Source organism: Kosakonia sp. H02 (genome assembly GCA_030704225.1).
GTDB lineage: Bacteria > Pseudomonadota > Gammaproteobacteria > Enterobacterales > Enterobacteriaceae > Kosakonia.
The window spans coordinates 913,418-938,572 of the sequence record CP131915.1 but is presented as its reverse complement, the minus strand read 5'-3'; the positions used below and the strand labels follow the sequence as shown (position 1 = coordinate 938,572).

The window sequence follows — 25,155 nt, the reverse complement described above, 5'->3', positions numbered from 1 at the left end:
TGATATCGCGCATATACGAACAAAAAACGAAAGTGAAATGCACTTTTTGGTACAAAGTTAGAGCTTTGTCATATTTCTGTAACATTATCTGCGATAACCCGTTCTCTCTGGTTAAAACTTTCTCTACAATCCGCCGCGAATAACTTTAATCATGTTCGTTTTCACTCATGGCGATACTTATCATGAGTCTTATCGTGCCTCGGAGCTTTTTATGTTGAGCATTTTCAAACCAGCCCCCCATCAATCGCGTCTGCCGGACGCGCAGGTTGATCCGCTATACCGCCGCTTACGCTGGCAAATCTTTCTTGGCATCTTCTTTGGCTACGCCGCTTACTACCTGGTGCGTAAAAACTTCGCACTGGCGATGCCATACCTGGTAGAGCAGGGTTTTTCCCGTGGCGATCTCGGCTTTGCGCTCTCTGGTATTTCGATTGCCTATGGTTTTTCAAAATTCATTATGGGCTCGGTGTCGGATCGCTCGAACCCGCGCGTTTTTCTGCCTGCCGGGCTGATTCTGGCGGCAGCGGTGATGCTGTTTATGGGCTTTGTGCCGTGGGCGACCTCCAGCATCGCGGTTATGTTTGTGCTGCTGTTTCTCTGCGGCTGGTTCCAGGGCATGGGCTGGCCGCCGTGCGGGCGCACGATGGTGCACTGGTGGTCGCAGAAAGAGCGCGGCGGCATTGTGTCGGTGTGGAACTGCGCCCATAACGTTGGCGGCGGCATCCCGCCGTTGCTGTTCCTGCTGGGGATGGCGTGGTTTAACGACTGGCACGCGGCGCTCTATATGCCGGCGTTTGGTGCGATTCTGGTGGCGATTATTGCCTTTGCGCTGATGCGCGATACCCCGCAATCCTGCGGTCTGCCGCCGATTGAAGAGTACAAAAACGACTACCCGGATGATTACAGCGACAAGCATGAAGAGGAGCTGTCGGCGAAGCAGATTTTTATGCAGTACATTCTGCCGAACAAGTTGCTGTGGTACATCGCGGTGGCCAACGTCTTCGTTTACCTGCTGCGTTACGGCATTCTCGACTGGTCACCGACTTACCTGAAAGAGGTGAAACACTTCGCGCTGGATAAATCCTCGTGGGCCTATTTTCTCTATGAATACGCGGGCATTCCCGGAACGCTGATCTGCGGCTGGATGTCAGACAAAGTGTTCAGGGGCAATCGCGGTGCGACCGGGGTGTTCTTTATGACGCTGGTGACAATTGCCACCATCGTTTACTGGCTCAACCCGGCAGGCAACCCGGCGGTGGATATGGCTTGCATGATCGTCATCGGCTTTTTGATTTACGGCCCGGTAATGCTGATTGGTCTGCACGCGCTGGAGCTGGCACCGAAAAAAGCGGCAGGTACCGCAGCGGGCTTTACCGGTTTGTTCGGTTATCTTGGCGGGTCTGTCGCGGCCAGCGCCATTGTTGGTTATACCGTTGATTTCTTTGGCTGGGACGGCGGCTTTATGGTGATGATTGGCGGTAGCATTCTGGCGGTATTGTTGTTAATCGTCGTGATGATCGGCGAAAAACGTCACCATGCAGAGATGCTTGCACGTCGTAATTAATACAAAAATGCCGGGTAGCGGCTTTGCCTTACCCGGCCTACAAAACCAGTCCCATCATCCGACAGGTTTACATCTCAATCTCAATATCGCCTTTTGCCCGGCAGCAGCAGGGCAAAATTTCCCCTTCATTGACAAAAGCCAGCGGCTCGGCAATCCAGTCAACCTGGCCTGCCACCAGGCGGCAGCGGCAGGAGCCGCAGTAGCCTGCACGGCACTGGTATTCAACTTCTACCTGATGAGACTCCAGCGCCACCAGCAGAGAAGGGTGCTCATCCCGGCACTGCACCTGCGTGCCGGAAAGGCGTAGCGTTACGCGGCTCATCAGAGCTGGAAGTCACTCAGGTCATCCGTATTGACTTCGGAGTCAATCTGGCCGACCAGATAGGAGCTCACTTCCACTTCCTGCGGCGCAACCTGCACGTTATCGGACACCAGCCAGGTGTTGATCCACGGGATCGGGTTGGAGCGGGTCTGGAACGGCAAATCAAGGCCGACCGCCTGCATACGGATGTTGGTGATGTACTCAACGTACTGGCAGAGAATATCTTTGTTCAGGCCAATCATTGAACCGCCCTGGAACAGGTATTCCGCCCACTCTTTTTCCTGCACCGCCGCCTGTACGAACAGGTCATAACACTCCTGTTTGCACTCTTCAGCGATTTGCGCCATTTCCGGGTCGTCGACACCGGAACGCAGCAGGTTCAGCATATGCTGAGTGCCGGTCAGGTGCAGCGCTTCGTCGCGGGCAATCAGGCGAATGATTTTGGCGTTGCCTTCCATTAACTCGCGCTCGGCGAAAGCGAAGGAGCAGGCGAAGCTGACATAGAAGCGAATCGCTTCCAGCGCGTTGACGCTCATCAGGCACAGGTAGAGTTTCTTTTTCAGCTCGCGCAGGCTGACGGTGATGGTTTTGCCATTCACCGTGTGCGTACCTTCACCGAGCAGATGCCAGTAGCTGGTCATCTCGATCAGCTCGTCATAGAAGTGCGAAATGCCTTCTGCGCGTTTGAGGATCTGCTCATTCGTGACGATATCGTCAAACACCACCGCCGGATCGTTGACGATATTGCGGATGATGTGCGTGTACGAACGCGAGTGAATGGTTTCTGAAAACGCCCAGGTTTCCACCCAGGTTTCCAGTTCCGGAATGGAGATCAGCGGCAGCAGCGCGACGTTCGGGCTACGACCCTGAATGGAATCCAGCAGCGTCTGGTATTTCAGGTTGCTGATAAAAATATGTTTTTCGTGTTCCGGCAGTGCCTGGAAATCGATGCGGTCGCGAGAAACATCAACTTCTTCCGGACGCCAGAAGAAGGAGAGTTGCTTTTCAATCAGCTTTTCGAAGATGTCATATTTTTGCTGATCGTAGCGCGCCACGTTAACCGGCTGGCCGAAGAACATCGGCTCCAGCAGTTGATCGTTTTTCTTCTGTGAAAAGGTGGTGTATGCCATGAATGTGAGTCCTGTCTTGCGAAAAAAAGGGCGGGTTTCCCCGCCCCTTAGTTAGATCTTACATGCGCCGCTTTCGCAGCCATCGTCCTGGATGGAAGGGACCAGGTCATCCTGTGCATCTTCCGCGCCATCGCGGGTGTTTTGATAGTACAGCGTCTTCACACCAAATTTGTAGGCGGTGAGCAGGTCTTTCAACAACTGCTGCATCGGCACTTTACCCGACGGGAAACGAGTGGGGTCGTAGTTGGTGTTAGCCGAAATCGACTGGTCGATAAACTTCTGCATAATGCCGACCAGTTGCAGGTAGCCGTCGTTATTCGGCATTTCCCACAGTAACTCGTAAGCGTTTTTCAGTTGCTCGTAATCCGGCACGACCTGGCGCAGGATGCCATCTTTCGACGCTTTAATACTCACATGACCGCGCGGCGGCTCAATACCGTTGGTGGCATTGGAGATCTGCGACGAGGTTTCTGACGGCATCAGCGCAGAGAGCGTGGAGTTACGCAGACCGTGGGTTTTGATTGACTCACGAAGCGCTTCCCAGTCGTAATGCAGCGGCTCACTGGTAATGCCGTCGAGATCTTTTTTGTAGGTATCGATCGGTAAAATACCCTGCGAGTAGGTGGTTTCGTTGAACCACGGGCATGCGCCTTGCTCTTTCGCCAGCTCGTTAGAGGCTTTCAGCAACCAGTACTGAATCGCTTCGAAGGTCTGATGAGTCAGGTTGTTGGCGCTGCCATCGGAGTAGCGTTTGCCGTTTTTCGCCAGCCAGTAAGCAAAGTTGATAACGCCAATACCCAGCGTACGGCGACCCATTGCACCGCGTTTTGCAGCGAGGATCGGGTAATCCTGGTAATCGAGCAGGGCGTCGAGTGCGCGAACTGCCAGCGTTGCCAGCTCTTCCAGCTCGTCGAGGTTTTTAATCGCGCCGAGGTTAAAAGCGGAGAGCGTACAGAGGGCAATCTCACCGTTTTCGTCGTTGACATCATCCAGCGGCCTGGTTGGCAGGGCGATTTCCAGGCACAGGTTGGACTGGCGCACCGGGGCGACCTGCGGGTCAAACGGGCTGTGGGTGTTGCAGTGGTCAACGTTCTGAATGTAGATACGGCCAGTGGAGGCGCGTTCCTGCATCATCAGTGAGAACAGTTCAACCGCTTTGATGCGCTGTTTGCGAATGCTGTCGTCTTTCTCGTATTGCGTGTACAGACGCTCGAACTCGTCCTGATCGGCGAAGAACGCATCGTACAGGCCAGGCACGTCGGACGGGCTGAACAGGGTGATCTCTTCACCTTTCAGCAGGCGGGTGTACATCAGTTTGTTGATCTGTACGCCGTAGTCCATGTGACGCACGCGGTTGCCTTCCACGCCACGGTTGTTTTTCAGCACCAGCAGGCTTTCCACTTCGAGGTGCCACATCGGGTAGAACAGCGTTGCCGCGCCACCGCGCACGCCGCCCTGCGAGCAGGATTTCACCGCGGTCTGGAAGTGTTTGTAGAACGGGATACAGCCGGTGTGGAACGCTTCGCCACCGCGGATCGGGCTACCCAGCGCACGAATGCGACCGGCGTTGATGCCGATACCGGCGCGCTGGGAAACGTATTTCACAATCGCGCTGGAGGTGGCGTTGATGGAATCCAGGCTGTCGCCGCACTCGATCAGTACACATGAGCTGAACTGGCGCGTCGGGGTACGCACACCGGACATGATGGGCGTCGGCAGCGAAATCTTGAACGTCGAAACCGCATCATAGAAACGCTTCACGTAGTCCAGACGGGTTTCACGCGGGTAGTTGGAGAACAGGCAGGCAGCAACCAGCATATAAAGGAACTGCGCGCTTTCGTAGATCTCGCCGGTGACGCGGTTCTGGACCAGATATTTCCCTTCCAGCTGCTTCACGGCCGCGTAGGAGAAGTTCATATCACGCCAGTGATCAATAAAGCCGTCCATCTGCTGGAACTCTTCTTCGCTGTAGTCCTCCAGCAGATGATGATCGTATTTGCCAAGCGCAATCATTTTCTTCACATGATCAAACAGCGCAGGCGGCTCGAACTGACCGTAGGCTTTTTTACGCAGGTGGAAAATCGCCAGGCGCGCGGCCAGGTACTGGTAGTCCGGCGCGTCGCGGGAGATAAGATCCGCAGCGGCTTTAATAATTGTCTCGTGAATATCAGACGTTTTGATGCCGTCGTAGAATTGAATGTGCGAACGCAGCTCCACCTGGGAGATGGAAACATTGCTCAGCCCCTCTGCCGCCCAATCCAGTACCCGATGAATTTTGTCGAGATTGATGCGCTCAGTCCCACCATCACGCTTTGTTACCAGCAGACTTTGATTCATGTGCTTACCTGTCCGTGAAATAAAAGTATCCCCCGTTTATCCACAAATTACGGCTGTGACTAACTCTGTGGATAAATACTATATATAGGGGGTTTGCGATAAGAAAAACGCTATATGGTGAGTATTCTAGTAAGGATTCTTTTCAGTACAAGAGTTGATTTTGAGGTTAAATTGAGGTTGCGAAAGGGTAATAATCGCTAAGTCCTCGTCGCGTAAGGCTTGCAGAGGATGTCAATAATCTTAAAAAAAAAATGAAAATTTGATCGAGTGCTGATTTCTTCGTCGCAGAGGGGGATTGCGCAGTTGACGCCTGCGCAATCTTTATAAGATTAAGAGATGACGTTAGCTGATTTTTGCTGTTGTATGTAACATATAATTAACATCAACACCTGGCCCGAGCTTAAATTGATTCAGCAGCGGATTATAATGCAGCCCAGTGATATGACGTTCCTGTAACACAGTTTCGTCTACCCAGGCCAACAACTCGGCTGGCTTAATGAACTTCTTCACGTCGTGCGTGCCCTTTGGCACCATGCGCAGCACATATTCCGCGCCAACCACCGCCATCAGCCAGGATTTGCCATTGCGGTTAAGGGTAGAGAAAAAGACGTGACCGCCGGGTTTGACCAACTGCGCGCAGGCTTTGACCACCGATTGCGGATCGGGAACATGTTCCAGCATCTCCATGCAGGTCACCACGTCGTACTGTTGCGCGTGTTTTGCCGCGTGTTCTTCAACGGTTTCTTGTACGTAATCTACCTGTACGCCAGACTCCAGCGCGTGCAGGCGCGCAACCTGAAGGGGTTCAAAGCCCATATCCAGGCCGGTGACATTCGCGCCTTCTTGCGCCATGCTCTCGGCGAGAATGCCGCCGCCACAGCCGACATCCAGCACTTTCTTACCGAACAGGCCGCCCGCGTGTTCGCTGATGTAACCCAGGCGCAGCGGGTTAATGCGATGCAGGGGTTTAAATTCGCCTTCTTTATCCCACCAGCGTGAAGCGACCGCTTCAAACTTGGCGATTTCAGCATGATCAACGTTCTGAGCGACCGACGGTTTTTCGGCATTCATGGGCGCATTTACTCCTCTCTCAATAAGACCCGTGAGTATATCAGGCCAGTGGGATGAATAAACCTTTGCACGGGTGTTATAGGTTTACCTGTATCAAGGCGGTTGTGTTATAATTTGCGACCTTTGAATCCGGGATACAGTAGAGGGATAGCGGTTAGATGAGCGACCTTGCGAGAGAAATTACACCGGTTAACATCGAGGAAGAGCTGAAAAGCTCCTATCTGGACTATGCGATGTCGGTCATTGTTGGCCGTGCGCTTCCGGACGTCCGAGATGGCCTGAAACCGGTTCACCGTCGCGTACTTTACGCCATGAACGTATTGGGCAACGACTGGAATAAAGCCTACAAAAAATCTGCCCGTGTCGTTGGTGACGTAATCGGTAAGTACCATCCCCATGGTGATTCCGCAGTGTATGACACCATTGTCCGTATGGCGCAGCCGTTTTCGCTGCGTTACATGCTGGTTGATGGTCAGGGTAACTTCGGTTCCATCGATGGCGACTCCGCGGCGGCAATGCGTTATACGGAAATCCGTCTGGCGAAAATTGCCCATGAGCTAATGGCCGATCTGGAAAAAGAGACCGTCGATTACGTTGATAACTATGACGGTACTGAGCGAATCCCAGATGTAATGCCCACCAAGATCCCGAACCTGCTGGTAAACGGTTCTTCCGGGATCGCGGTCGGTATGGCAACCAACATTCCGCCACACAACCTGACGGAAGTGATCAACGGCTGCCTGGCCTATATCGATGATGAAGACATCAGCGTTGAAGGGCTGATGGAACACATTCCGGGGCCGGACTTCCCGACTGCGGCGATCATCAACGGTCGTCGTGGGATTGAAGAAGCCTATCGCACCGGTCGCGGCAAAATCTATATCCGCGCCCGCGCAGAAGTGGAAACCGACGCGAAAAGCGGCCGCGAAACCATCATCGTGCATGAAATTCCGTACCAGGTGAACAAAGCGCGCCTGATCGAGAAAATCGCCGAGCTGGTGAAAGATAAACGCGTTGAAGGCATCAGCGCACTGCGCGACGAGTCTGATAAAGACGGTATGCGCATCGTGATTGAAGTGAAGCGCGACGCCGTGGGCGAAGTGGTGCTGAACAACCTCTACTCCCAGACGCAACTACAGGTTTCCTTCGGTATCAACATGGTGGCTCTGCATCATGGTCAACCGAAGATCATGCCGCTGAAAGACATTCTTGCCGCGTTTGTTCGTCACCGTCGTGAAGTGGTGACCCGCCGCACGATTTTCGAACTGCGTAAAGCTCGCGACCGTGCGCATATCCTTGAAGCGTTAGCGGTGGCACTGGCGAACATCGATCCGATCATTGAACTGATCCGTCGTGCGCCGACGCCGGCAGAAGCGAAAGCCGGCCTGGTCGCACAGCCGTGGGATCTGGGCAACGTTTCTTCCATGCTGGAACGCGCGGGTGATGACGCGGCGCGTCCGGAGTGGCTGGAGCCAGAGTTCGGTATTCGCGATGGTAAATACTGGCTGACCGAACAGCAGGCGCAGGCGATTCTGGATCTGCGTTTGCAGAAACTGACCGGCCTTGAGCATGAAAAACTGCTCGAAGAGTACAAAGAGCTGCTGGGGCAGATTGCCGAATTGCTGCACATCCTCGGTAGCGCAGAGCGCCTGATGGAAGTGATTCGCGAAGAGCTTGAGCTGGTTCGCGAGCAGTTTGGCGACGAGCGTCGCACTGAAATTACGGCCAACACGGCAGATATCAACATCGAAGACCTGATCAACCAGGAAGATGTGGTTGTTACGCTGTCGCATCAGGGCTATGTGAAATATCAGCCGCTGACCGATTACGAAGCCCAGCGTCGCGGGGGTAAAGGTAAATCGGCTGCGCGTATTAAAGAAGAAGACTTTATCGACCGCCTGCTGGTGGCCAACACCCATGACACGATCCTCTGCTTCTCCAGCCGTGGTCGTCTGTACTGGATGAAAGTCTACCAGTTGCCGGAAGCGAGTCGTGGCGCACGTGGTCGTCCGATCGTCAACCTGCTGCCGCTGGAGGCGAACGAGCGTATCACTGCCATTCTGCCGGTACGTGAATACGAAGAGGGCGTTAACGTCTTTATGGCGACCGCCAGCGGTACCGTGAAGAAAACCGCGCTTACCGAATTCAGCCGTCCGCGCTCTGCCGGTATTATTGCCGTCAACCTGAACGAAGGCGATGAGCTGATTGGCGTTGACCTGACGTCCGGTAGCGACGAAGTGATGCTCTTCTCTTCTGCCGGTAAAGTGGTGCGCTTTAAAGAGAGTGCCGTTCGCGCAATGGGTCGTACCGCGACCGGCGTACGCGGCATTCGTCTTGCAGGCAACGACAGTGTTGTGTCGCTGATCGTGCCGCGTGGCGAAGGTGCAATCCTGACGGTGACGCAGAACGGTTACGGTAAACGTACCGCGGAAACTGAGTACCCGACCAAATCGCGTGGTACTCAGGGCGTTATCTCTATCAAGGTCACCGAGCGTAACGGCTCCGTGGTCGGTGCGGTGCAGGTGGCTGACAGCGACCAGATCATGATGATCACCGATGCCGGTACGCTGGTGCGTACGCGCGTGTCGGAAATCAGCGTAGTGGGCCGTAACACCCAGGGCGTGATCCTTATCCGTACAGCGGAAGATGAAAACGTCGTGGGCCTGCAACGAGTGGCTGAACCGGTGGATGACGAAGAGCTTGATTCCATCGATGGCAGCGTGGCGGAAGGCGATGATGACATCGCGCCGGAAGTCGATACAGACGACGACGCGGTGGACGACGACGCCGAATAACGCGTTACAAAGGGCCGGTTTCCGGCCCTTTTTCATTGCCATTGCGACCTTTGCGATTTATCGCTACTTTAAGCACACTCTTTTTTAACTTCCTTGTGGCGGAGTTTCCCCAGGTTGAAATACCTCGTCTCTTTTCGCAGTACCCTGAAAGTATCCCGCTATTTGTTCAGGGCGCTGGCGCTATTGCTTTGGCTGTTGATTGCCTTTTTCTCGGTCTTTTACATCGTCAATGCCCTGCATGACAAAGAGTCGGAAATTCGCCAGGAATTCAACCTCAGCTCCGATCAGGCCCAGCGCTATATACAGCGTACCTCTGATGTCATGAAGGAGCTGAAGTACATTGCTGAAAACCGTCTGACGGCGGAAAACGGCATCCTTACGTCGCGCAATCTCGGTGATAAAACCGACGTACCGGCGTTTTTGCCGCTGTTCCCGGATTCAGACTGCTCGGCAATGGGCAGCTCCTGGCGCGGCTCGCTGGAGTCGCTGGCGTGGTTTATGCGCTACTGGCGCGATAATTTCTCCGCCGCCTACGATCTCAACCGTGTGTTTCTGATTGGCAGCGATAATCTCTGTATGGCCGATTTTGGCCTGCGCGATATGCCGGTAGAACGGGATGACACACTGAAAAGCCTGCATGAACGTATTGTTAAATACCGCAATGCGCCGCAGGACGAGCGCAGCAACAACGTCTACTGGATGAGCCTGGGCCCACGCCCGGGTATCGGGTATTTTTATGCCCTGACGCCGGTCTATCTGGGTAACCGCCTGCAAGCGCTGCTGGGCACTGAACAGTCGATCCGCATGGAAAACTTTTTCACGCCGGGCAGCTTACCGATGGGCGTGACCATTCTGGATGACAATGGGCATACTCTGATCTCCCTGACCGGGCAGGAGAACGCCATTACCGCCGATCCGCGCTGGTTGCAGGAGCGTTCGTGGTTTGGCTATACCTCGGGTTTCCGTGAGCTGATCCTGAAAAAGAGCCTGCCGCCGTCGTCGCTCAGTGTGGTGTATTCCGTGCCGGTGGATATGGTGCTGGAACGCATTCGCATGCTGATCCTCAACGCCGTGTTGCTCAATGTGCTGGTTGGCGTGGCGCTATTTACCCTGGCGCGAATGTATGAGCGGCGCATCTTTATTCCGGCAGAAAATGACGCTCAGCGGCTCGAAGAGCATGAGCAGTTCAACCGTAAAATTGTCGCTTCGGCGCCGGTCGGCATCTGTATTTTGCGCACCCAGGACGGCACCAATATTCTGAGTAACGAACTGGCGCATAACTACCTGAATATGCTGACCCATGAAGACAGGCAGCGGCTGACGCAGATCATTTGTGGTCAGCAGGTTAATTTTGTCGATGTGCTGACCAGTAACAATACCAACCTGCAAATCAGCTTCGTGCATTCGCGCTATCGCAATGAAAACGTCGCCATTTGCGTGCTGGTGGATGTTTCTGCCCGCGTCAAAATGGAAGAGTCATTGCAGGAGATGGCGCAGGCGGCGGAGCAGGCGAGCCAGTCGAAATCGATGTTCCTGGCGACCGTCAGCCATGAACTGCGTACGCCGCTGTACGGCATTATCGGTAACCTTGATTTATTGCAAACCAAAGAGTTGCCGAAAGGGGTCGACAGGCTGGTAACGGCGATGAATAACTCCTCCAGTCTGTTGCTGAAAATCATCAGCGATATTCTCGACTTCTCGAAAATTGAGTCCGAGCAGTTGAAAATTGAGCCACGCGAGTTTTCGCCGCGTGAAGTCATGAGCCATATCACCGCCAACTATTTACCGCTGGTGGTGCGCAAGCAACTTGGACTGTACTGCTTTATTGAGCCAGATGTGCCGGTGTCGCTGAATGGCGACCCGATGCGTTTGCAACAGGTGATCTCCAACCTGTTAAGCAACGCGATCAAATTTACCGATATTGGCTGCATTGTCCTGCATGTTCAGCGTGACGAGGATTACCTCAGCATTCGCGTGCGCGATACCGGTGTCGGGATCCCAGGCAAAGAAGTGGTGCGCTTGTTCGATCCCTTCTTCCAGGTAGGGACGGGCGTGCAGCGTAACTTCCAGGGCACCGGGCTGGGGCTGGCGATTTGCGAGAAGCTTGTCAATATGATGGACGGCGATATCTCGGTCGATACCGAACCGGGTATGGGCAGCCAGTTCACCATCCGTATTCCGCTTTACAACGTTGTGCCGTCGGTGCGTGCAGACGTGGATGGCCTGGCGGACACCTGTTGCTGGCTGGCGGTGCGTAACGCGTCGCTGTCGCAGTATCTGCAAACATTCCTGAGCTGGAACGGTATCCAGGTGAAACAGTATGACGGGCGCGAACTGGGCAATCAGGACACGCTGATTACTGATGATGAAGTTGTGCAGCCATGGACCGGCCGTGCAGTGATTATTTTCTGCCGTCGCCATATTGGTATCCCGCTGGAGCGCGCGCCAGGCGAATGGCTGCACAGCGTGGCTTCTCCTCACGATCTGCTGGCGTTGCTGGGGCGGATTTATCGGGTGCAGGTGGCTGAACCGCAGGCGGCCAGTGCATTACCGGCAGAGTCGAATGATGTCTCGCACAACGACGATATGATGATTCTGGTGGTGGACGATCATCCTATCAACCGGCGTTTGCTGGCCGATCAGCTGGGGTCGCTGGGGTATCAATGTAAAACCGCCAACGACGGCGTTGATGCGCTGAACGTGTTGAGCAAGAACCCGATCGATATTGTGCTCAGCGACGTTAACATGCCGAATATGGACGGTTATCGCCTGACACAACGCATTCGCCAGTTAGGGCTGACGTTGCCGGTGATCGGCGTGACGGCCAACGCGCTGGCGGAAGAGAAGCAGCGCTGTCTGGAGTCGGGCATGGATAGCTGCCTGTCGAAACCGGTGACGCTGGACGTGCTTAAGCAAACGCTGGCTGTGTATGCCGCGCGGGTAAGATACAGCAGGAAATAACGGTGAAAAAAAGAACCCCGGCGGCGGCCGGGGTTGCGAGGATTACTCTTTTTCCGTCTGGGTTAGCGTAACGGAAGAGAGGTAGTTCAGCAGGGCAATATCGTTATCCACACCCAGTTTCATCATGGCTGATTTCTTCTGGCTGCTGATGGTCTTAATACTGCGGTTCAGCTTCTTGGCAATTTCGGTGACCAGGAAACCTTCTGCGAACAGGCGCAATACTTCGCTCTCTTTTGGCGACAAACGCTTGTCGCCGTAACCACCGGCGCTGATTTTCTCCAGCAGACGGGAAACGCTTTCCGGGGTAAATTTCTTCCCTTTTTGCAGTGCCGCCAGCGCTTTCGGCAGATCCGTCGGTGCGCCTTGTTTAAGCACAATCCCTTCAATATCGAGATCCAGCACGGCACTCAGGATAGCCGGGTTATTGTTCATGGTAAGCACAATAATCGACAGCGCCGGGAAGTGGCGCTTAATGTATTTGATAAGCGTAATGCCATCGCCGTATTTGTCGCCCGGCATTGACAGGTCGGTTATCAATACATTGGCCTCAAGTTTCGGCAGGTTGTTAATGAGCGCTGTAGAGTCTTCAAATTCACCGACTACATTTACCCATTCGATTTGTTCGAGTGACTTGCGAATACCGAACAGTACAATCGGATGGTCATCGGCAATAATTACGTTCATATTGTTCATGTATTAGGCTACCTTGCTACAGCAAGCTCTTGACGTAAGCGTCAATGTCGCTGATGTAATTTTCTATGCCTGGAGCATCACTCTCACGAATTAATTGCTCCAGCGTTTCACACAACTGCTTACCAGGTACCAGATTAAGCATGGCGAACACCCCTTTCAGGCGGTGTGCCGTCTGTGCCAGCGCAGCGAAATCGCGCGATGCCGATTCAGTATACAACCTCTTAACATCATCGGGTACTGTGTCAACAAACAGCGCGTAATAGCCGCTGGCGTGGAGCTCGGCGTTTTCATCGCCTCCCAAAGGCGACTCCGGTACTTCCCCCTGCGCCAGTTGCTCTTCGATAAGCTGCAATATTGCTCCTTGCATTGCATTGCTCATATTAAAGTTAACGCGGAATTGTCCTGGGCCAATTTTCCGCACGCCGACCTCATCATCGCTTAAAAGCAAGCCTGAGGCAGTAAGATTAGACGGATTATCTGTCAAAAACAGATCATATTCTTGACTCGATAATCTTTCATCCGGCGAAATGCAGCTCGCTCCCCAGTTTTCCAACTGGCGAACCACGATATTACGGATCTCATTCGAGGTAATATCGATCATCGCTACCACGTCATCGAGTAATTTTTCTTCACTCTCTGCCTGCTGTGAACGCGCTGCCATTTTCACATGCAGGGAATAACGGGTACCCAGATCTTCACGCGCTTTGATATTCAGATGGCCGCCCAGTTTGCGTGCCAGCTGATCGCACAGCCAAAAGGTGAGGGCGTTCGCTTTTCCGTACTGATCGCCCTGCGTTTCATTAAGGAACGGGAAGTGCAGGTTATCGATCTCGCTGGCATTGACGCCCACGCCGGTATCCAGAATACGGAATGTCAGGCGGTCTTCCGCCGACTCGTCCATATTCACCTCAAGGGTGATTTTGCCCATTTGCGTGGTGGTGACTGCGTATTGAATCAGCAGCAACAGGATGCGACATAGCGCATCGCGATCGCCATGCCGCTCTTCATTCGCTGGCAGATGGTTATTAATCAGTAACTGCAAGCCCTTACGCTTGATAACCGGCAGCACTTCCGGCACCACTTCATCAATCAAATCCTGAATGGAGAACAGCGAAGGCGAACCTTTCCAGCTGTCGCTCTCCAGCATATTCGCCAGTTGGATCTCATCCACCAGCTGCACCAGCCTGTCAGCATGGTCAGCCAGGCGATTCGCTTCTTCACTTTGCAATGCCGCTGCTTCGCTGGCCAGCGCTTTCACCGGTTGTTTCAGCGAGTCTGCGAGGTTGCTCATAAAGGTGGCGCGGCCCTGCTGGTTTTTCTCATACAAACGCTGGGCTTGTTTGAGCTTTTTATTGACCAGCACTTCGCGATCCTGATCGCGAATAATAAAAATCTGCGTACGTGAAGCAACCTGGCTGCGGAACTGGCGGATTTCATACAACTCATTATTGATGGTTGCCTGAATCACGCCCTGGTGCTGATCGGCCATCGCAGTGATGTTTTGCAAATTAAGATGCGGCAGTAAATGGTCGGCAATCTTATTACTCAATACCGTGCGGTTGGCTTCCTGATCGTGCACCAGCAGCCCCAGTGGCAGCAGTGAGACAATCTCTTCATTAAACGCGCGCAGCACGCGTAGCTCATTATTCGCGCCGGGCGCAGCCAGGCTATCAGTTTTACGTCCAGGCTGCTGGCGAAACGTGGTGTAACCAAACAGCGCCAGCGCCAGCAGGCCGATATTCAACAATAGCGGCAACAGAATGTTTTGCAGCGTATCAAGCAGCAGCGTGCCAAAGGGCACTTGCCACACCAGACGCAGACCGGTGCCGCTCAGAGAAGACGAGATCTCAATGCGTGAACTGTTGAAGTTAACGGACGCGCTGTCTGTGGTCTCTTTATCTTGCCCCCGCGCACTGGTTTGCATGGTATCGGGATCGAGGCGGAAGCTGTCCAGCGACATACCCGGCGGGATCAGATCGTTAATCGGCAGGTCAAACGCGACGACGGTCGCCAGATGACCCGGCTGGTTGAACGTGGTGCGCAGCGTAAAGTAGCGACCGTTTTGCCAGGCAAGGCGGCGCAAGGAAGAGAAACTTTCGCGCTCATCAAGGGCGTTAGCCTGCTGGAGCATCTCTGCGCGGCGGGAATCAACAATATTGCCAATCATTGAATCTTTAAACCCGGAGGTAAGATCTTTGAGCGGCAGCGTCGATACCAGAATCATGCTGTTATCCTGGCCGTTAAGGTAATACATCGACCACGGCACGGTTTCCGCGCCCCACAGCGTATCCAGGTAGGCCGAAATGCGTTGGGTCATCTCCAGCGTGGAGCTGTCATGGGAGCCGAAAATTAGCGCTTCGGTTTTACGCCGCGGTTTCTCCAGGTAGTAAACATCCTGCTTTAAACGTGTCTCCTGCAACCCCTCGCCAGGCGTAGAGGAAGATGCGGCGGCGATATTGTCATAGATTTGCCAGGTGGCATAACGCCAGATATCGATACGCTTATGAATGGCGTGGGTGGTATCGACGATTTGATAGCTTTTGTCCTTCAACCAGGCATTGACCGCACTTTGGATCATCACCCCCATGGTTACCAGCAGGACAATAATCAACAACAGAAAGTAACGGGTTATGTTGCCCGGTATAAGGGAAAATTTGCCAGGGATCATTGTGTCAGATTGACTCATTCGTGTGTGTAACCCGTTATGACAACACTGCTGATAAACCTCAGCATGCGCTAAGACAATATTGCTGCCATGCCGTAAGCACCGCGTTAACTGCGCGGCGAGCTTCAAGATGTTGTGTGCCTCAGAAGAATGTACAGCAGGCAGTATATCGGTAAATGAGTGAATTTCCAGACTCTCTTTTCAGTAAATGCCTGGAAAGTGCATGAGTATGCATTTATGCCTCTGTGTACGTTAAAAATGTACATATCAAATAAATTTGTACAAATATTTACCGTTTCGATTAAGAAAGAACGCAGGCAATAACAAGATATTAATCACGTTATTATGCAATGAGAAAAAAGCTGGCACGGAAGTTGATTAATTAATAATCATTACAAATAGTGATTATATGTTTATTGAGATTCAGCTTAGGTAAAGAAAGGTAAAAAAAAACCGAATGCGAAGCATCCGGTCCTAAGAGGGGTAAACAGACATTCAGATTCGAATGACGGTAATAAATAAAGTTAATGATGATAGCGTTGGGTATTTTAGTGGGGAAATTCTCATTGGGCTTTGCAATCAGTGCTGTGAATATTCTTATAGTTAACTAGTTGTATTTATTGGTGATTATATATTTATTTGATTATTCGTGCGTTATTTTTTAGCGATACGTGCTAAAAAAAGTTCCCTTATAATTACAAAATGAAACATCTATCATTAAATATGAAACATCTTCAAAGTTTTCGTATCATATTCCTGTTGGATTATTTTATTTTTTTAAGCACAATGAATTCGCCAGCTGATTTGAGGGTTAATCAGCAAGCAGTGGCAATAAAAAATGCATATAACAGAGGGTTAATAAAATGAAAGTTAAAGCACTGTCCCTCCTGGTACCGGCTCTGCTGGTAGCGGGCGCAGCAAATGCGGCTGAAGTTTATAACAAAGATGGCAACAAATTAGATCTGTACGGCAAAGTTGATGGTCTGCACTATTTTTCTGACGACGACGGCTCCGATGGCGATCAGACTTACGTTCGTTTCGGCTTCAAAGGCGAAACTCAGGTTAACGACCAGGTAACAGGTTACGGTCAGTGGGAATACAACGTTCAGGCGAACGACTCTGAAGCTGCCAGCGACCAGGCATGGACCCGTCTGGCATTCGCCGGTATCCGCGTTGCCGACGCTGGCTCTTTCGACTACGGTCGTAACTACGGCGTTATTTACGACGTTACCTCCTGGACCGACGTTCTGCCGGAATTCGGCGGCGACACCTACGGCGCAGACAACTTCATGCAATCCCGTGCTAACGGCGTTGCTACCTACCGCAACACTGACTTCTTCGGTCTGGTTGATGGCCTGAACTTTGCGCTGCAATACCAGGGCAAAAACGGCAGCGCCAGCGGCGAAAACGACACGGGCCGCAGCACGCTGCGTCAGAATGGCGACGGTTACGGCGCGTCTCTGACTTACGATCTGGGCGAAGGCTTCAGCATCGGTGGTGCGCTTTCCTCGTCTAAACGTACTGCTGATCAGAACGCGCTTGGCAATGACGCACTGTATGGTGAGGGCGATCGCGCTGAAGTTTACAGCGGCGGCCTGAAATACGACGCCAACAATATCTACCTGGCGGCGCAGTACTCTCAGACCTATAACGCCACCCGTTTTGGTAACTCCCAGAGCACCAGCGACATCTACGGTTTTGCTAACAAAGCACAGAACTTCGAAGTGGTTGCGCAGTACCAGTTCGATTTCGGTCTGCGTCCGTCCATCGCTTACCTGCAATCTAAAGGTAAGGACATCACCAACAACACCGGCACGGCTAACTTCGGTGATCAGGATATCCTGAAATATGTTGATGTTGGCGCGACTTACTACTTCAACAAAAACATGTCCACCTATGTTGATTACAAAATCAACCTGCTGGACGACAATACCTTCACTCGTCAGGCTGGCATCAGCACCGACGACATCGTTGCACTGGGTCTGGTTTACCAGTTCTAAATTCACAACGAAACGTATACAGGGGCCGAAAGGCCCCTTTTTTATTGCCCGATTCCTGGTGTACGCTTGCCGCCAGCAAGGAGATAACAAACATGGCGATGACTTTTCTTCGCGCCGGCGTGTTAGCGGCGTTATTCGTTTTAACCGGGTGCGATTCCGGTAATCAGGCAAAGCCGACCGTACTGGAAGGCAAAACCATGGGCACCTTCTGGCGCGTCAGCCTGGTCAATATCGCGCCGCAGCAAGCGCAGGCGCTACAGCAAAAAATTCAAACACAGCTTGATGCCGACGACCGCTTACTGTCGACGTGGAAAAATGACTCTGCGTTGATGCGTTTTAACCACGCCGCCAGTACCGCGCCGTGGCCGGTCAGCGCCGCAATGGCGGATATTGTCACGACCTCGCTGCGCGTGGGGGAGAAAACCGCTGGCGCAATGGATATCACCGTCGGCCCACTGGTGAACTTATGGGGATTCGGGCCGGATAAGCAGCCGGTAAAAACGCCGGATCAGGCGCAAATCGACGCGGCAAAAGCCCGCACGGGTCTGCAACATTTAACGGTGATTAACCGCGCCGGGGAGCAGTTCCTGCAAAAAGATCTGCCCGATCTGTTTGTCGATCTCTCCACCGTGGGCGAAGGTTATGCAGCGGATCATCTGGCGCAATTGATGGAGCGTGAAGGCATCGGCCGTTATCTGGTCTCCGTTGGCGGTGCGCTCGCCAGCCGGGGCATGAATGCGCAGGGGCAACCGTGGCGCGTGGCAATCCAGAAACCAACCGACCAGGAAAACGCGGCGCAAGCGGTGGTGGACATTAACGGCCACGGCATCAGCACCTCCGGCAGTTATCGCAACTATTACGAGCTGGACGGCAAACGCATCTCCCACGTTATCGATCCGCGCACGGGACGCCCGATTGAACACGCGCTGGTGTCGGTCACCGTTATCGCGCCGACGGCGCTGGAAGCCGATGCCTGGGATACTGGCTTGATGGTGCTGGGTGCCGATCACGCGAAAGACGTGGTGAAAAGGGAAGGGCTGGCGGTATTTATGATAATCAAACAGGGCGAGGGCTTTACCACCTGGATGTCACCGCAGTTTGCTGCGTTTTTGCTGAGCGAAAAAAATTAAACCGCAAGATTGCGGGTGTCTGAAAGCGTGCTTCCCGGCACAGTGGGGCTAAGCTTAACTGAGGAGCCTGACATGAACGATGCCACTATATTAGATGACCAACGCTGGCAGTCGGTGCTGGCGCGCAATCCGCAAGCCGACGGCCAGTTCGTGTTTGCCGTGCTGACCACCGGTATTTTTTGCCGCCCCTCCTGCACGGCGCGCCACGCCCTGCGTCAGAATGTCCGCTTCTACCCGGATGTGCAGAGCGCCATCGCTGCTGGCTTTCGCCCGTGCAAACGCTGCCAGCCGGATAAAGCGCACCCGCAGCAGCAGCGGCTGGATAAAGTCGCCAAAGCGTGTCGCCTGCTGGAGCAGGACTCGCCGGTGACGCTGGAACAACTGGCCGCCACAGTAGCGATGAGCCCGTATCATTTTCACCGTCTCTTCAAATCCGTTACCGGTATGACGCCGAAAGCCTGGCAACTGGCATTTCGCGCCCGGCGTTTGCGCGCCGCGCTCGGCGAAAACAGCACCATTACCGATGCGGTGCTGGCGGCGGGGTTTCCTGATAGCAGCAGCTATTATCGCCAGGCAGATGCCGCGCTGGGCATGACCGCCCGCCAGTTTCGCCGTGGCGGCGAGGCGTCCGATGTCTGGTTTACCTGCGGCCAGTGCGCGCTGGGACGTTGCCTGGTGGCGGAAAGCGATCGCGGCATTTGCGCGATTTTACTGGCAGATAATGACGAACAATTGCTTGCAGAGTTGCATACCTTATTTCCCCATGCCCGGCGGGCGGAGGGCAGCGCGGCGTTCAGCGAACGCGTTGCGCAGGTGATCCAGCGTCTTGATGGTGCCGATTCACCCTTTACCTTGCCGTTAGATTTACGCGGCACCGCGTTTCAGTTGCAGGTGTGGCAGGCGCTGCGTGAGATCCCGGTGGGAGAAACCGTCAGTTACCAGACGCTGGCACAGAAAATGGGCAAGCCCGGCGCGGTCAGAGCTGTGGCCGGTGCCTGCGCTGCCAATAAGCTGGCAATTATTATCCCTTGCCACCGCGTGGTGCGCCAGGACGGTGCGCTGTCCGGTTATCGCTGGGGAACCGCGCGCAAAGCGCAGTTGCTTTCGCGCGAAGCCCATAATAAAGAGGAGACCTGATGCTCGATCTGTTTGCTGAAGAACAACCCTGGCAGGAGCCGCTGGCGCCCGGCGCTGTTGTATTGCGCCGTTTTGCGCTCCCGCATGTGGATGCGCTGCTGCGCGGCATCGCGCAGGTGGTCAGCGAATCACCGCTGCGCCATATGGTCACGCCCGGCGGTTATACCATGTCGGTCGCTATGACCAATTGCGGCCAGCTTGGCTGGACCACCGATCAGCGTGGTTACCTGTATGCCCCGCAGGATCCGCAAACCCAGCGCCCGTGGCCTGCCATGCCGCAAGCGTTTGTGGCGCTATGTCGCGCGGCGAGTACGGCGGCCGGGTATCCTGATTTTCGCCCGGATGCCTGCCTTATCAACCGCTATGCGCCGGGCGCGAAGCTCTCTTTGCATCAGGATAAAGACGAGCCGGATCTGCGCGCGCCCATTGTCTCTGTCTCGCTGGGGTTACCGGCTATTTTCCAGTTCGGCGGGCTTAAGCGTAGCGATCCGTTACAGCGCCTGATGCTGGAACACGGCGATATCGTGGTGTGGGGCGGCGAATCGCGCCTCTTTTACCACGGCATTGCGCCGCTTAAACCCGGCTATCATCCCGCCACCGGCGAGTGCCGGTACAACCTCACTTTCCGCCAGGCCAGTAAGAGCGAACAAAAATAAGAATTATTCTTGATGTAAATGGTTAGCCGTTTAAACTGCTGGCTGTTTTTGTTGACCGGGTTGTCATTATGGAACTTCTCCTTCTTGTCTGGCGGCAGTATCGCTGGCCGTTCGTGGCGGTGCTGACGCTCACTCTTGTCAGCGCCGCATTTGGCATTGGGCTGATTGCCTTTATTAACCAGCGGTTGATTGAATCCGTGAATTTGTCACTGGCCGTGCTGCCGGAGTTTCTCGGTCTGCTGGTGCTGTTAATGGCGGTGACGCTCGGCTCACAACTGGCGCTGACTACGCTCGGCCACCATTTCGTTTATCGCCTGCGTAGCGAATTTATCAAACGTATTCTCGACACGCCGGTCGAGCGCATCGAGCAACTGGGCAGCGCGTCGCTGCTGGCGGGGCTAACCAGCGATGTGCGCAATATCACCATCGCCTTTGTCCGCCTGCCGGAACTGGTGCAGGGGATCATTCTGACTATCGGTTCCTGTATCTATCTTGCGATGCTCTCCGGGAAGATGCTGGTGGTCACTGCGCTGTGGATGGCGCTCACCATCTGGGGCGGTTTTGTGCTGGTGTCACGGGTTTACAAACATATGGCGACGCTGCGCGAAACGGAAGATAAGCTGTACAACGATTTCCAGACTGTGCTGGAAGGGCGCAAAGAGCTGAACCTGAACCGCGAGCGCGCCGAGTACGTGTTCGACAATATGTACCTGCCGGATGCCCGCGAATACCGCCACCATATTATTCGTGCCGATACCTTCCATTTAAGCGCGGTGAACTGGTCGAACATTATGATGCTCGGGGCAATTGGCCTGGTGTTCTGGATGGCGAATGGCCTTGGCTGGGCGAACACCAACGTTGCCGCCACGTACTCATTAACCGTGCTGTTTTTGCGCACGCCGCTGCTTTCCGCCGTGGGTGCGCTGCCGACACTGCTTACTGCGCAAGTGGCTTTCAGAAAGCTTAAGCAATTTGCCCTGGCACCTTATCAGGCAGCGTTCCCGCGCCCGCAGGCGTTTCCGGGCTGGCAAACCCTGGAACTGCGCGATGTGACCTTTAAATATCAGGATAACGACTTCTCCGTGGGACCCATCAATATGACCCTCAAGCGCGGCGAACTGGTGTTCCTGATTGGCGGTAACGGCAGCGGCAAATCAACGCTAGCGATGCTGCTCACCGGGCTGTATCAGCCGGTATCGGGCCAGATTTTGCTCGACGGTAAACCGATGGCGCAGGAGAAGCCGGAAGATTACCGCAAGCTCTTTTCCGCGGTGTTTACCGATGTCTGGCTGTTTGATGATCTGCTTGGCCCGGAAGGGAAACAGGCTGACCCGGCGCTGGTGGAGAAGTGGCTTGAGCAGTTAAAGATGTCGCATAAGCTGGAGCTGAAAGACGGCAAAATCCTTAATCTCAAATTGTCGAAAGGGCAGAAAAAGCGCGTTGCGCTGCTGCTGGCGCTGGCGGAAGAGCGCGACATTCTGCTGCTTGATGAATGGGCGGCGGATCAGGATCCGCATTTTCGCCGCGACTTCTACCAGGCGCTGCTGCCGCTGATGCAACAGATGGGGAAAACCATTTTTGCCATCAGCCATGACGATCACTACTTTATCCACGCCGATCGGCTGCTGGAGATGCGCGACGGCCAGTTAAGCGAGCTGGTCGGTGAAGAACGCGCGCTGGCTTCCCGCGATGCGGTCTCCCGTACGGCCTGATGTCTCCCCCCTTCTGCGGAAGGGGGTAATTTGCCGCTTTTTTAGTCGAACGCCCGTGCCGTTTAGTCACTTTTACCAACCTGCCGCTATGCTTAAGGCTGCTCAGCCCTGATTTACGGGCGCTCTCAGGTTCAGGATCCCCATGTCGGTTATCAAAAAAAACAGCGTAAGGCTGCGCGATGAAGAACGCGCGCGGCTAATTTGGCTTCTCACCACTCATAAAGCGTTGACCGCCACGCTGCTCGGCGAAATTACTCTGGTTGAGCAGGTTGATGGCGAAGCCCTCGATCACGATCTCATCGAAGTGCGGGCGCTGGTGTCGCATCTGCCGCCGCCGGATCTGGCCGACGTCCTTGAAGCGTTGCCGGTGGATGAGCGCCATGCATTGTGGCGGATGGTTGAAGATGAAAAACGCGGCAAAGTCCTGCTCGAGGCTTCGGAAAATGTCTGGGACGATCTGATCGAGGAGATGAGCGACCGTGCGCTGCTTGATGCGCTGGAAACGCTGGACATCGATGAGCAGATTTATCTGGTGCAGCATCTTCCGCGCAACCTGACCGGGCGGCTAATGGCAACGCTGCCGCCGACAGAGCGTGCGCGCGTGCGCCAGGTGATGCGTTACGGTAAAAACTGCGTCGGCGCAATCATGGAGTTTGAAGTGGTGACGGTGCGCGCCGGGGTATCGCTCGCGGCGGTGCAACGTTATCTGCGCCGGTTGGGTAAGATGCCGGAAAACACCGACAAACTGTTTGTCATCGGGCGCGATAACCGCTTGATCGGCGAGCTGGCGCTGCAAACCATTCTGCTCAACCCTGCCGGGCGGAAAGTGAGCGAGGTGATGGATGCCGATCCGGTGACGTTCTCCCCGGAAGAAGAGGCGGAGAAAGTGGCGCGTACCTTTGAGCGTGACAACTTGCTCAGTGCGGCGGTGGTCGATGAAAACGGCGTGTTAATGGGGCGTCTGACCATCGATGAGATTGTCGATGTGGTGTATGAAGAATCCGACAACGATATGCGCCAGATGGGCGGCCTGAGCACGGAAGAAGATGTCTTTGCGCCGGTGGCCAAAGCGGTAAAAAACCGCTGGGCGTGGCTGGCTGTTAATCTCTGTACCGCGTTTATTGCCTCGCGGGTGATTGATGGCTTTGAACACACTATTTCGCAACTGGTGGCGCTGGCCTCACTGATGCCGATCGTCGCCGGGATTGGCGGTAACACCGGCAACCAGACCATCACCATGATCGTTCGCGCGCTGGCATTACAGAACATTCAGCCGGGGAACTTCTCCTTTCTCATTCTGCGCGAGATGGGCGTGGCGTTGATTAACGGTCTGGTGTGGGGCGGCATTATGGGCTGCATTACCTGGTGGCTCTATGGCGACCCGGCATTAGGCGGAGTGATGATGCTCGCCATGGTGCTCAACCTGCTGATGGCAGCATTAATGGGGGTGTTAATTCCCATGATTATGATCCGGCTGGGGCGCGACCCGGCGGTCGGCTCCAGCGTGATGATCACCGCCATTACCGACACCGGCGGTTTCTTTATTTTTCTTGGTCTGGCGACAATTTTTCTGTTGTAACCAGCAGTTTTTCCCGCCATTTCACCGGCGTCACGGCAAGGGCAATCATCCCGGCCACGACGCCGATCGCCAGGTTGCCAGTGCTGACCGTCGCAACCACGGTGACCAGCATCACCACGCTTTCAATGACCGGCGCGTGTTTCAGCGTTACCGGTCGCAGGCTGCCCCAGTTAAAGGTTTTAAACGCCACAATCGCCATGATCCCAGCCAGCACCACCATCGGGATTTTTGCCATCACTTCGCTTAATGCGGTCACCAGCAGCAGTAACACCAGCGCGGCGGCGAGGGTGGAAATGCGGGTGCGGCCTTTGCCCATCTCAACGTTAACGATGGTCTGGCCGATCATCGCGCAGCCAGCAATGCCGCCATAAAAACCGGCCAGAATATTCGCGATGCCAAGCCCGGTACTTTCTCGCCCTTTGTTCGATGGCGTGTGCGTGAGATCGTCGACCAGTTTGGCGGTCAGCAATGACTCCATCAAACCCACAAACGCGATACTCAGCGCGCAGGGCCAGATAATGCTCAACGTGTGCAGGTTAAACGGCACCAGCCAAGGCGTCAGCCCCGGTAAACCGCCCTGCATCGGGCCTTCATCTCCGACGGTAGGTAAAAGCTGGCCGCTGAAAACCGTGTACGCCGTGAGCACAACAATCGCCACCAGCGGCGCGGGGATACTTTTCAGCCAGCGCGGCAGCCACAATACAATCAACAGCGTGAGGGCAAAGAGCGCCAGAACCAGCGGATCTTTGCTCCAGAAGTGCGGCACCTGGGCGAAGAAAATCAGGATACCCAGCGCGTTAACAAAGCCGGTCATTACCGCGTGGGGAATGAAGCGCATCAGCCGCGCCATGCCGGTCAGACCGAAAATAATCTGGATAACGCCCGCCAGTAACACCGCCGGTAAGATGTATTCCATTCCGTTATGGTGAACCATTGGACCAATAACCAGAGCAACAGATCCGGCAGCCGCGGTGACCATCGCCGGGCGACCGCCGAGAAAAGACATGCCAAGACAAAGCACCACAGAGGCAATCAGGCTGACTTTCGGATCGACACCGGCAATGACCGAGAAGGAGATCACTTCCGGGATTAGCGCCAGGGCAGTGATTACCCCGGCCAGCACTTCGCGGGTTAATAATTGCGGCGAGCGCAGGATATGGCTTAACAAAGGGGAAGAAGAGGGTGTTTTTTCGGTCATAACAGTTCGCAGGTGAGTGTTGCCACAATCAGCAAGGCCAACGGCATCCGTGCGTTTGGCAAAGCGCAGGATGATAGCAGGATTTTGCCGCCAGCGGCGAACAATTAGTGTTAAAACTAACGCCAATAATCAACTTATTAGTAACATTTATATAATTATTATTTAATGTTTAAACATTATTTAAATCTCGCTTTTTAAGTGCTAC

The 25,155-nt window shown here is 54.2% G+C and carries 16 protein-coding genes; 9 read left to right on the top strand and 7 right to left on the bottom strand.

Translation table 11 applies throughout. The annotated features are described in order from the left end of the window. Positions 1-211: 211 nt before the first annotated feature. Complete coding sequence (glpT, locus tag Q5705_04475) at positions 212-1,564, top strand: glycerol-3-phosphate transporter (protein ID WLI77820.1); 1,353 nt, start codon at positions 212-214, stop codon at positions 1,562-1,564. A gap of 67 nt (positions 1,565-1,631) precedes the next feature. Here the strand turns inward: glpT and yfaE are convergent, their stop codons facing one another. The 4 genes from yfaE to ubiG all read right to left on the bottom strand — a co-directional run bounded on the left by yfaE (position 1,632) and on the right by ubiG (position 6,424). Then, a complete protein-coding gene (gene yfaE, locus Q5705_04470) occupies positions 1,632-1,886 on the bottom strand; it encodes a class I ribonucleotide reductase maintenance protein YfaE (protein WLI77819.1) in 255 nt (84 codons plus the stop codon). After that, a complete protein-coding gene (nrdB, locus tag Q5705_04465; protein WLI77818.1) occupies positions 1,886-3,016 on the bottom strand; it encodes a class Ia ribonucleoside-diphosphate reductase subunit beta in 1,131 nt (376 codons plus the stop codon). Before nrdB ends, yfaE begins: the two co-directional genes overlap by 1 nt. Before the next feature lie 51 nt (positions 3,017-3,067). Further along, positions 3,068-5,353 (bottom strand): class 1a ribonucleoside-diphosphate reductase subunit alpha, encoded by a 2,286-nt coding sequence (gene nrdA / locus Q5705_04460; GenBank protein ID WLI77817.1) that lies wholly within the window; start codon positions 5,351-5,353, stop codon positions 3,068-3,070. 342 nt (positions 5,354-5,695) lie between these two features. Continuing rightward, a complete protein-coding gene (ubiG, locus tag Q5705_04455) occupies positions 5,696-6,424 on the bottom strand; it encodes a bifunctional 2-polyprenyl-6-hydroxyphenol methylase/3-demethylubiquinol 3-O-methyltransferase UbiG (GenBank protein WLI77816.1) in 729 nt (242 codons plus the stop codon). A gap of 158 nt (positions 6,425-6,582) precedes the next feature. Here ubiG and gyrA point away from each other — a divergent pair, with 158 nt between their 5' ends. Together gyrA and rcsC are read left to right on the top strand one after the other, a co-directional pair. Then, entirely contained in the window at positions 6,583-9,219 is a 2,637-nt protein-coding gene (gyrA, locus tag Q5705_04450) for a DNA topoisomerase (ATP-hydrolyzing) subunit A (protein WLI77815.1), read from the top strand. A 114-nt stretch (positions 9,220-9,333) separates the two neighbouring features. Beyond that, positions 9,334-12,180 (top strand): two-component system sensor histidine kinase RcsC, encoded by a 2,847-nt coding sequence (gene rcsC, locus Q5705_04445; protein ID WLI77814.1) that lies wholly within the window; start codon positions 9,334-9,336, stop codon positions 12,178-12,180. 42 nt (positions 12,181-12,222) lie between these two features. Here the strand turns inward: rcsC and rcsB are convergent, their stop codons facing one another. Together rcsB and rcsD are read right to left on the bottom strand one after the other, a co-directional pair. After that, positions 12,223-12,873, bottom strand: coding sequence for a response regulator transcription factor RcsB (rcsB, locus tag Q5705_04440; GenBank protein ID WLI77813.1), 651 nt, complete (start codon positions 12,871-12,873; stop codon positions 12,223-12,225). Positions 12,874-12,889: 16 nt separating this feature from the next. Then, positions 12,890-15,559, bottom strand: coding sequence for a phosphotransferase RcsD (gene rcsD / locus Q5705_04435; GenBank protein ID WLI77812.1), 2,670 nt, complete (start codon positions 15,557-15,559; stop codon positions 12,890-12,892). Positions 15,560-16,401: 842 nt separating this feature from the next. Here rcsD and Q5705_04430 point away from each other — a divergent pair. The 6 genes from Q5705_04430 to mgtE all read left to right on the top strand — a co-directional run bounded on the left by Q5705_04430 (position 16,402) and on the right by mgtE (position 23,752). Then, positions 16,402-17,538, top strand: a complete 1,137-nt coding sequence (locus Q5705_04430; GenBank protein WLI77811.1) for a porin OmpC — start codon at positions 16,402-16,404, stop codon at positions 17,536-17,538. Between the two features lie 92 nt (positions 17,539-17,630). Beyond that, positions 17,631-18,668, top strand: a complete 1,038-nt coding sequence (apbE, locus tag Q5705_04425) for an FAD:protein FMN transferase ApbE (protein ID WLI77810.1) — start codon at positions 17,631-17,633, stop codon at positions 18,666-18,668. A 72-nt stretch (positions 18,669-18,740) separates the two neighbouring features. After that, entirely contained in the window at positions 18,741-19,805 is a 1,065-nt protein-coding gene (gene ada / locus Q5705_04420; GenBank protein ID WLI77809.1) for a bifunctional DNA-binding transcriptional regulator/O6-methylguanine-DNA methyltransferase Ada, read from the top strand. Continuing rightward, a complete protein-coding gene (alkB, locus tag Q5705_04415; protein WLI77808.1) occupies positions 19,805-20,461 on the top strand; it encodes a DNA oxidative demethylase AlkB in 657 nt (218 codons plus the stop codon). The genes ada and alkB overlap by 1 nt, the downstream gene beginning before the upstream one ends. A gap of 68 nt (positions 20,462-20,529) precedes the next feature. Further along, positions 20,530-22,173, top strand: coding sequence for a multidrug ABC transporter permease/ATP-binding protein (locus Q5705_04410; protein WLI77807.1), 1,644 nt, complete (start codon positions 20,530-20,532; stop codon positions 22,171-22,173). 142 nt (positions 22,174-22,315) lie between these two features. Next, positions 22,316-23,752 carry a magnesium transporter gene (gene mgtE, locus Q5705_04405; protein WLI77806.1) on the top strand — a complete coding sequence of 479 codons (1,437 nt, stop codon included), beginning with the start codon at positions 22,316-22,318 and terminating at the stop codon, positions 23,750-23,752. Here mgtE and Q5705_04400 read toward each other — a convergent pair. Beyond that, the gene (locus tag Q5705_04400; protein ID WLI77805.1) at positions 23,715-24,950 is read right to left on the bottom strand and encodes a SulP family inorganic anion transporter; all 1,236 of its coding nucleotides are present in this window, start codon (positions 24,948-24,950) and stop codon (positions 23,715-23,717) included. The two genes, mgtE and Q5705_04400, sit on opposite strands and share 38 nt — an antisense overlap. Between the last annotated feature and the right edge of the window lie 205 nt (positions 24,951-25,155).

What these genes read in the sequence shown, in the direction of transcription:
- glpT (WLI77820.1), top strand. Translation starts at nt 212, where the DNA reads ATGTTGAGCATTTTCAAACCAGCCCCCCATCAATCGCGTCTGCCGGAC.
- yfaE (WLI77819.1), bottom strand. Translation starts at nt 1,886, where the DNA reads ATGAGCCGCGTAACGCTACGCCTTTCCGGCACGCAGGTGCAGTGCCGG.
- nrdB (WLI77818.1), bottom strand. Translation starts at nt 3,016, where the DNA reads ATGGCATACACCACCTTTTCACAGAAGAAAAACGATCAACTGCTGGAG.
- nrdA (WLI77817.1), bottom strand. Translation starts at nt 5,353, where the DNA reads ATGAATCAAAGTCTGCTGGTAACAAAGCGTGATGGTGGGACTGAGCGC.
- ubiG (WLI77816.1), bottom strand. Translation starts at nt 6,424, where the DNA reads ATGAATGCCGAAAAACCGTCGGTCGCTCAGAACGTTGATCATGCTGAA.
- gyrA (WLI77815.1), top strand. Translation starts at nt 6,583, where the DNA reads ATGAGCGACCTTGCGAGAGAAATTACACCGGTTAACATCGAGGAAGAG.
- rcsB (WLI77813.1), bottom strand. Translation starts at nt 12,873, where the DNA reads ATGAACAATATGAACGTAATTATTGCCGATGACCATCCGATTGTACTG.
- rcsD (WLI77812.1), bottom strand. Translation starts at nt 15,559, where the DNA reads ATGAGTCAATCTGACACAATGATCCCTGGCAAATTTTCCCTTATACCG.
- Q5705_04430 (WLI77811.1), top strand. Translation starts at nt 16,402, where the DNA reads ATGAAAGTTAAAGCACTGTCCCTCCTGGTACCGGCTCTGCTGGTAGCG.
- apbE (WLI77810.1), top strand. Translation starts at nt 17,631, where the DNA reads ATGGCGATGACTTTTCTTCGCGCCGGCGTGTTAGCGGCGTTATTCGTT.
- ada (WLI77809.1), top strand. Translation starts at nt 18,741, where the DNA reads ATGAACGATGCCACTATATTAGATGACCAACGCTGGCAGTCGGTGCTG.
- alkB (WLI77808.1), top strand. Translation starts at nt 19,805, where the DNA reads ATGCTCGATCTGTTTGCTGAAGAACAACCCTGGCAGGAGCCGCTGGCG.
- Q5705_04410 (WLI77807.1), top strand. Translation starts at nt 20,530, where the DNA reads ATGGAACTTCTCCTTCTTGTCTGGCGGCAGTATCGCTGGCCGTTCGTG.
- mgtE (WLI77806.1), top strand. Translation starts at nt 22,316, where the DNA reads ATGTCGGTTATCAAAAAAAACAGCGTAAGGCTGCGCGATGAAGAACGC.
- Q5705_04400 (WLI77805.1), bottom strand. Translation starts at nt 24,950, where the DNA reads ATGACCGAAAAAACACCCTCTTCTTCCCCTTTGTTAAGCCATATCCTG.